At 62.8% G+C, this 7,932-nt stretch carries 5 protein-coding genes, 2 tRNA genes and 1 pseudogene; 6 read left to right on the top strand and 2 right to left on the bottom strand.

Going from position 1 to position 7,932, the window contains the following annotated elements:
• Together RIF85_RS13235 and RIF85_RS13230 are read left to right on the top strand one after the other, a co-directional pair.
• A pseudogene (locus RIF85_RS13235) lies at positions 1 to 192 on the top strand (VCBS repeat-containing protein); the annotation flags it as partial.
• Positions 193 to 403: 211 nt separating this feature from the next.
• Positions 404 to 3,751 carry a chitobiase/beta-hexosaminidase C-terminal domain-containing protein gene (locus RIF85_RS13230; protein ID WP_309072365.1) on the top strand — a complete coding sequence of 1,116 codons (3,348 nt, stop codon included), beginning with the start codon at positions 404 to 406 and terminating at the stop codon, positions 3,749 to 3,751.
• A 486-nt stretch (positions 3,752 to 4,237) separates the two neighbouring features.
• Here the strand turns inward: RIF85_RS13230 and RIF85_RS13225 are convergent, their stop codons facing one another.
• Positions 4,238 to 5,833 carry a multicopper oxidase domain-containing protein gene (locus RIF85_RS13225; RefSeq protein ID WP_309072364.1) on the bottom strand — a complete coding sequence of 532 codons (1,596 nt, stop codon included), beginning with the start codon at positions 5,831 to 5,833 and terminating at the stop codon, positions 4,238 to 4,240.
• 159 nt (positions 5,834 to 5,992) lie between these two features.
• Between RIF85_RS13225 and RIF85_RS13220 the strand changes: the two genes are divergently transcribed.
• Together RIF85_RS13220 and RIF85_RS13215 are read left to right on the top strand one after the other, a co-directional pair.
• Positions 5,993 to 6,466 (top strand): ribose-5-phosphate isomerase, encoded by a 474-nt coding sequence (locus RIF85_RS13220; RefSeq protein ID WP_309072363.1) that lies wholly within the window; start codon positions 5,993 to 5,995, stop codon positions 6,464 to 6,466.
• Positions 6,466 to 7,362 carry a DNA-formamidopyrimidine glycosylase family protein gene (locus RIF85_RS13215; protein ID WP_309072362.1) on the top strand — a complete coding sequence of 299 codons (897 nt, stop codon included), beginning with the start codon at positions 6,466 to 6,468 and terminating at the stop codon, positions 7,360 to 7,362. Before RIF85_RS13220 ends, RIF85_RS13215 begins: the two co-directional genes overlap by 1 nt.
• A 66-nt stretch (positions 7,363 to 7,428) precedes the next feature.
• Here RIF85_RS13215 and RIF85_RS13210 read toward each other — a convergent pair.
• Positions 7,429 to 7,502: transfer RNA gene (locus RIF85_RS13210), tRNA-Gly, on the bottom strand.
• A gap of 139 nt (positions 7,503 to 7,641) precedes the next feature.
• On the opposite strand from RIF85_RS13210, the gene RIF85_RS13205 reads away from it, so the two are divergent.
• Positions 7,642 to 7,715, top strand: a tRNA-Pro gene (locus RIF85_RS13205).
• Positions 7,716 to 7,825: 110 nt separating this feature from the next.
• Positions 7,826 to 7,932: trigger factor (locus RIF85_RS15950; protein WP_375164853.1), on the top strand; the 107-nt coding region annotated here is incomplete at its 3' end.

The following is a 7,932-nucleotide window of genomic DNA, read 5'->3' as shown; positions in this document are numbered from 1 at the left end:
GCGGCCGGCACGGGCTGGAACACGATGAACAGCATCGTTGGTCCGGGTGATTTCAGCGGTGACGGCAACGTGGACGTCCTGGCCCGGGACTCGTCGGGCAGGCTGTGGCTATACCCCGGCAACGGCTCCGGCGGATGGCTGAAGAAGGTTCAGGTCGGCTCCGGTTGGCAGGGAATGACCAGCATCATCTAGCCGCGCTTGCAGGACAAGGCCTCCCATGCCCCCGGCATGGGGGGCCTTGTCCTGTTTCCGGTAACAGCAGCAGACGAGCGGGGCCAGGTAACCACAAAGCTCAAGGTATTTGTAGCGTCCGCTCGGCACTGTTGACCTTGGGCAACGTTTCTACTGCCCGATCTGGCAGCAGTCTTGTCTGCCGGAGGACTCGTACACCATCAGGGAGACGATGATGCATTCGAACGGTACGCACAACGCAGCGGGGGCCAACCCGCGTGCGAGCAGGAAATGGAGAGGGACCGGTATCGCTGCTTCAGCGGTTGTACTCCTGTCCACTCTCGGTCCACCACCCGCTGGGGCTGCCATCCAGCCGGCGGCAATACTTCCGGCAGCTGTTGCCACTGGCCCGCAGGGAAGCGTGGGGCCGGTCAACCCGGAGACCGGCTACCCATACTGGTATGGCGACAACAACGGTCTGAAACTAGAGCTGTGCCTCGACGAGGCGACGGTTTGCCCGGTCGTCGGAGAGGCCTATGACCCCTCCCTCCCACCTTCGATCCCCGGCAACTTTCCGGAGGAGTCATTCTGGTGGTCGGCTGAAGCCGCACTGGCGCTGCCCGGCGGGGAAGAGGCCCGCCTCATCATGGCCACGGAAGCTGCATTCGGCGGTGCCGGCGACGTTGCTCAGGGCCAGCAGAACGCGTTCGCCCGTATGCGCATCCGTTTCGATGGAGCGCAAGCGAACGCCACCTACACGGCAACCACGCCGTATGGTGTCTTCGAGGTCACGGCAGATGATCGTGGGCGGGTTCGCTTCACGGAGGACCTGGGCTGCCTACAGCAGCCCTGCGACTGGACTGAGCCGCTCGACGGAAAGATCGGCCCGTTCCTCACCTGGGACAACACCTTGCCCGCAGCCCCCGCCGGATCCATCGGCGACCCGAACGTCGAGCACACCGTAACCGGTAGCCCCTTCAACACTAACTATTTCAGCCTCCAAGGGCCTGGCCTCGCACGGGTCCAGACGGACCTCTTCGCAGTGCAGGGCAAGATCGCTACAGTACGGGCGAACGTAGACAAGCCCGGTGGCACCTACAAGGAAGCCACGACCGTAAACATCCAGGCCTCCTTCCCGGATGAAGCAAAGATTGTCTACACGACTGACGGCTCTGTGCCGGCGGTAGCCGAGGACGGTTCGGTCAGCAACGGGGTACTTTGGGAGCCAACAGTTGGCGACGCCGACGTCGCACCGGTAAGGCTCGCTACACCGGGAACTACCGTTCTGAACTACATGGCGGTCAGCATGGCGGATCCGGCACAGCGCACTGCCGTCCAGAGCGAAACCTACAACCTGGATGCCACTAGCCCGTGGATCGATGCTTCTCCGGACGCCGCGCTCCCATCCCACGCCGGGCCTCAGCAGGTCACGCTGACGGGAACGGCTGCGACCGGAACGGCAAGGGTCTACTACACTCTCGACGGTTCTGATCCGACGTTCACATCAGGCGGCGCAACGGGCACCACAAGCGAGTACACAGGTACACCGATCCCAGTGGGGCATACGACAACGATCCGGGCCGTCGCCGTCGATAACACCGGCAGGGCGGGCGAGATCCGGGACTTCCGCTACGTCATTCATAACCTGAAGGCACTCGGCCCTGTTTCTACGGCTCCTGGCAGCCACGGTTATCCCGCCTGGATCGAGGACAACAACGGCGTCCAGCTGGACCTGTGCCTGAACGACCCGCTGTGCCCCATCATCGAGGAGCTTCCGTTCCCCCTGGATCCGATGGAGTTCCCACGGAACTTCCCGGGTGAGTCTTTCTGGTGGGCCGCTGAAGCGTTCCTCCCGGTCGATGGCGAAGAAGTCCGCCTGACGCTCGCGCTCGAAGCTGCGTTCACGGGCGAGGGAGCTGCTGCCGGAGACGAAGTAGCTTTCGGTCGCATTCGGGTCCGCGGCGACGAGGTCTTCGAGATCGGTTCCACCTACGAGGTCACCCATCCCTACGGATCGTTCCAGGTTGTCGCCGATGATACGGGCAGCCTCCGCTACACGGAGGACCTTGGCAGCATGAACGGTGATGGTGTCTTCGAACCGTTGCTCGAATCGAAGATCGGACCGTTCCTGCAGTGGACTGAGGGTGCTCCTGCCGGCTACCTCGGTGATGGGTCAACCCCGCATGCGGTTACGGGTAGCCCCTACAACACCAACTACTTCGAGATCCGCCAGGTCCTGAACAGCCTGGGCGAACCGGTCAACAGAAGCCTGGGATCAACGAGTGACTTCGTTGTCCAGGGCCGCACAGTCGGCGCAACGCCTCCGGAAGCCCCGACGGCTGCTGCAAGCATCCAGGGCGGCACCTTCAATGCACCGCAAACGGTGGCATTGACGTCCAGTCCGGCGGGCCTGCCGATCTTCTTCACCACGGACGGCACGGACCCCGAGCCCGACGGCGTTCAGTACACCGAACCCATCGCCATCACGGCGGACACGGTCCTGAAGTTCATGGCAGTGAACCAGGGTGTGCCATCACCGATCGTCACGGAAACGTACACCATCGACACCGTGGCGCCGGAGCTGACCACCACCACCCCGGGTGGCACCTTCACTGCAGCCACGACGGCGACGCTTGCCGCCACCGAGGGTGCGGCCATCCGCTTCACCACTGACGGTTCCCAACCCACCCTGACCAGTACCCTCTACACCGGGCCCATCACCATCGCTCAAACGACGACGCTTCGGGCGATCGCAGTGGACGCCGCGGGCAATGTGAGCCAGCTCGGAGAATGGGTGTTCACAGTCAATATCCCCGCCGGCATCCAGGGCCACGACTTCTCCGGTGACGGAAAGGCGGATGTGCTGGCCAGGAGTACGGACGGCAAGCTATGGCTGTACCCGGGCAATGGCTCCGCAGGTGGCTGGCAACCTCGCGTGGAGGTTGGGACCGGCTGGAACTCCATGACAGCGATCCTCGCGCCTGGAGACTTCAACGGCGACAAGAAGGCTGATGTCCTGGCTCGTGACACGAACGGGAACCTGTGGTTGTACCCGGGGAACGGCGCCGGTAAGTGGTTGCCGCGAGTTGCGGTTGGTTCGGGCTGGAACTCGATGACCAGCATTGTGGGTCCGGGGGACTTCAACGGTGATCAGAAGGTGGATGTCCTGGCTCGTGACAGGAACGGGAACCTGTGGTTGTACCCGGGGAACGGCGCCGGTAAGTGGTTGCCGCGAGTTGCGGTTGGTTCGGGCTGGAACTCGATGACCAGCATTGTGGGTCCGGGCGACTTCAACGGTGATCAGAAGGTGGATGTCCTGGCTCGTGACACGAACGGGAACCTGTGGCTGTACCCGGGGAACGGCGCCGGTAAGTGGTTGCCGCGCACAGCAGTCGGTACCGGTTGGAACTCGATGACCAGCATCGTCGGTCCGGGTGACTTCAACGGTGACGGCAACGTCGATGTCCTGGCCCGAGACGGCAGGGGCGGCCTGTGGCTCTACCCCGGAAACGGTAAGGGCGGCTGGCTGACCAGGAGTCAGATCGGCTCAGGTTGGGGTGGCATGACCAGCATCTTCTAACCGAGGCGGGCATCCCCTGCCCGCAGGAAATCACTGGAGAGGCCTCCCGTGCACACCGGCACGGGAGGCCTCTCCGCGTGTCAGCGGCCAGGTGTTCGCCATGGGCGTCTACAGGACAACCGCCCACCGACCGGTTCAGCTGGGTGTCGGACGTTTCCGCCAATGCGTCGCCAGGGCGGCACTGCGCGCCTGGAACCGCGCGGCACCATTCGGGGCAGAGCCGTCGCTCACGCAGAGCCGTCGCTCACGCAGAGCTGTCGCTCCCGCGGAGCTGTCGCTCCCGCAGGGGCGCGACCGTCACTGATGTTTCTTGCACCGGCAGGCACCAGATGGGCAGGCTCCTCAAGCGCATCTGAGAAGGAGCGAACCTGTTAGTGGGAGGTACCTTCCCCTGCCGGCGCTGCAGCACCCCGTTTAAAGACCTCAGGCGGCCTTCCCCCTGTCGGGAAAGGCCGCCTGCAAGGCTGGCTGGTGAAAGGTTGTGGCCTATTCACCGTCCCAGAAAGCCGGAGCGGCCTTCATGGGGTCATTGAGGTCAACGTCGCCGGGCTTCAAGCCGACGCTGAACTGGGTCATCATGTCGTGATCCTCATGAGGCAGGTTGTGGCAGTGAATCATGTACTTGCCCCGATGCGGACCGAACTTCATGAGCAGGCGGACCGTTTCTCCCTCGCCGACGTAGACCACATCCTTTGGTCCCATTTCGTAGGAGAACGGAGCCCGGCCGTTGCGGCTCAGGATCTGGAAGTCGACCAGGTGGATGTGGATCGGGTGGAACCAGCCGCCGGAGCTGTTTTCAAACTCCCAGATCTCCTGTGCACCGAGGTCTGGATCTGCGCACACGCGGCGGTACCCGCTGGCGATGATGTCGGCCCAGGAGTCCTCACCGATGACCCAGACACTATCGTTGCGCTTCACCTCGAACTTCCGGACGCGGGTGTCACGGGTCGGACGGAGATCCATCACCTCGTGGTTGGCCAGCGTCTGCGGGATCGTATTCCAGGTGTGATCCGTAGTGTCCACGGGTTGGTCGGTCACATCGAAAGCCATGATCCGGTCGGTGAAGTCGTAGTCCACGTTGTTCTTGTTCGAGAGATTGCGCAGTTCCACCCGCTGACCAGGCTGATATGCGGAGAAGTCGACGAGTATCTCGTAGCGCTCTGCGCCGGCATGACGCCAGGACTCAACCGACTGGGTCTTGGGCATGAGGCCCCCGTCGGTCGCCACGATATGAACGGGCTCGCCGGTGCTCAGAGTCGGGCGGAACGAACGGGAGATCGACGCATTGAGGATACGGAAGCGGTATACGCGGCGCTGCACCTTCATCACCGGCCACGGCTTGCCGTTGACGAGGATCACGTCGCCCCACAGCCCGGAGTGCGAGTTGTCGTCGTAGGCGAGGCTTCCATCAGCGGCGAACATCGCGTCAGAGAACGTCAGTGGGACGTCGAACTCGTTCTGCGGCAGCAGCTCCCGCTCAGCAGGGTCATGCATGCAGAACTGCGCCGAGAGTCCCGAGTAGGCGTTTTCCGCGGTGTGGTGCACGTTGTGGTCGTGGTACCAAAGCGTTCGGGCGGACTGGAAGTTGGGGTACTCGTAATTCTTCGCGAACCCCGGGGGAGTGACGTCGCTGGCATAGCCGTCGAATTGGGGGAGCGAGGCCGAACCATGCAGGTGTGTCGAGGTGGAAAGCGTGTGACCGTGCAGCGGGTGCGTCTGAGGCAACTGGTTCCGGATCTTGAGCACGGCCCGCGTCCCCTGAAGGAGGTCGATCGTGGGGCCGGGGAAGATTCCGTTGTAGCCAAGAATCGGCGTCGTCAGGCGCGGCAGGATTTTTGCGGTGCCTGCCTTCTGCGTGACGCTGTAGTAGTGGACCTTGGCGCCGTCCGGTGCGCGCCCAACTGCGTACGGCTCCAGGATAGGCGGGACCGTAAGAGGTGTCCTGTACGGCAGCGGCATATCGACGTCGGCGAGCTTGCTGGCCGACTTGGCGCTGATGGAACTGAAGGGGACAGCAAGCGCCCCTGCGCCAATTACCCCAAGTCCCCCCATGGTGAGGACCTGTCGCCGAGATACAGACATCGGTCTTCCTTTCTTAGGATGTATCGAAAGGATGTACTTCGGTGCTTGGAGAAAACTAGGGCTGCACCCTGCCACACGGCGCACAGCCACGGGGGGTGCGGGCCAACCAGGCACTAATCTTGGATCAGACCTCACCCAGAACTTCGGAACGGACCTTACATGCGCGTTCATATCGCAACCGACCATGCCGGCATGGAACTCAGTGCACATCTCGTTGAGCACCTGAGCGCCAGGGGATTCGAGATGGTCGACCATGGCCCGTCTGTGTACGACGCCGAGGACGACTACCCCTCGTTCTGCATCAACGCCGCGGTGGCAGTAGTTGACGACCAGCTTTCCGGCGTCGAAGCCCTCGGGATAGTGCTGGGCGGTTCCGGGAACGGCGAACAGATCGCGGCAAACAAGGTCCGTGGCGTGCGCGCAGCGCTGGCCTGGAATCTGGACACTGCACGGCTTGCGCGGCAGCACAACGACGCGAACATCGTGGCGCTCGGCGGTCGGCAACACTCGTTGGAGGAAGCCACCTCCATTGTTGAAGCGTTCCTCGCAGAGCCGTTCAGTGGTGCCGAACGCCACGTGCGCCGAATCAGCAAGATCGCCGTGTACGAGACCACCGGGGAGATACTGCCGTAGTGCCCGAAGGTCACTCAATACATCGGCTTGCGCGGCAGTTCACGTCCGTGTTCACCGGTGAGCGGCTGCAGGTGAGCAGCCCGCAGGGTCGGTTCTCCGCCGGAGCGGAGCGCCTGAACGGAGCTGTCCTGACCGGCGCCCGGGCGCACGGCAAACAGTTGTTTCTCGAGTTCGACAACGACCTGGTGCTGCGCGTCCACCTGGGGTTGTACGGAGCGTGGAGCTTCGGTGGAGACAGCGAGTTTCGAGGGGCCTCCAGCATCGGCGCCCCACGCCGGGTGGGAGAGCGGGAGACCGCCGACGACGACGGCGCAGCCTCCTACGCCGGCCCGCCGCCCCCGGTGGGAGCTGTACGGGTTCGCCTGGTGTCCGAACATGGCTGGGCGGACCTGCGCGGTCCCACTGCGTGCGAGCTGATCACCGGCGCCGAACGCGACGCCCTCATTGGGAAGCTCGGACCTGATCCGCTTGATCCGGATTCTGATCCTGCCGAGTTCGTCGAGCGGGTGCGGCGTACCCGGACGGCGGTGGGTCTCTCACTCATGAATCAGAGCGTCATTGCGGGTGTCGGCAATGTCTACCGCGCTGAGGTGCTGTTCCGGCACCGGTTGCATCCCTGGCTGCAAGGTGTTGCGTTAGCCGAAGGCGACGTGCTGGCGCTGTGGGACGACCTCGTCCATCTTATGAACGACGGAGTCCGTGCGGGTCGGATTATTACGACGAAGCCGGAACACCGGTCAGCCGAACATTTGGAGGCCTCGGAGGTTCGGACGGAGGACGCACACTACGTCTATAAGCGAACGGGCCTGGAATGCCGGATCTGTGCTACGCAGGTGGCGATGGCCGAGATGGGAGCGCGGAAGCTCTACTGGTGCCCACAGTGCCAGGCACGCTGAATCCGCTGCCGCTGCTTGAAAACTAGAATGGATCAGGCGCTCGATGCGCCTGATCCATCAGGGGAGTGGAGGGGATGACGGGAATCGAACCCGCGTAATCAGTTTGGAAGACTGAGGCTTTACCATTAAGCTACATCCCCGGAACCGGCTGTCTTTCAGACTCGCGAACACGTTGACTCTCCGCGATGGGCTGGAACGCATATAACTACATCACAGGGCCGCCCAATTCTCAAAATGTGCAACGATGCCGTTTCTTTCGTAGACTTGCCTCTGCACTAACGGGGTGTAGCTCAGCTTGGAAGAGCGCCTGCTTTGGGAGCAGGAAGTCGCAGGTTCAAATCCTGTCACCCCGACTCTGTGTTGAACGGTGCAGAACTCTGCATCAAGCGGTGCAGAAGCGATCCTTTGCCGGATCCGTATACCCGGTGCAGAACCGATCCCTATCATTCAGGAGTACTAGGCTGTGAAGAGCGCTGTCGAAAACCTCACTCCCACGCGAGTGAAGCTCAACGTGGAGGTCCCTTTCGAGGAACTCAAGCCGAACATCGAAGCTGCCTACAAGACCATCGC

Source organism: Arthrobacter sp. (assembly GCF_031179385.1).
Taxonomy (GTDB): Bacteria; Actinomycetota; Actinomycetes; order Actinomycetales; family Micrococcaceae; genus Arthrobacter_D.
This window is presented reverse-complemented; position numbering and strand designations above follow the sequence as displayed.

Coding starts and splice junctions, on each gene's coding strand:
- RIF85_RS13230 (WP_309072365.1), top strand. CDS start 404: ATGATGCATTCGAACGGTACGCACAACGCAGCGGGGGCCAACCCGCGT.
- RIF85_RS13225 (WP_309072364.1), bottom strand. CDS start 5,833: ATGTCTGTATCTCGGCGACAGGTCCTCACCATGGGGGGACTTGGGGTA.
- RIF85_RS13220 (WP_309072363.1), top strand. CDS start 5,993: ATGCGCGTTCATATCGCAACCGACCATGCCGGCATGGAACTCAGTGCA.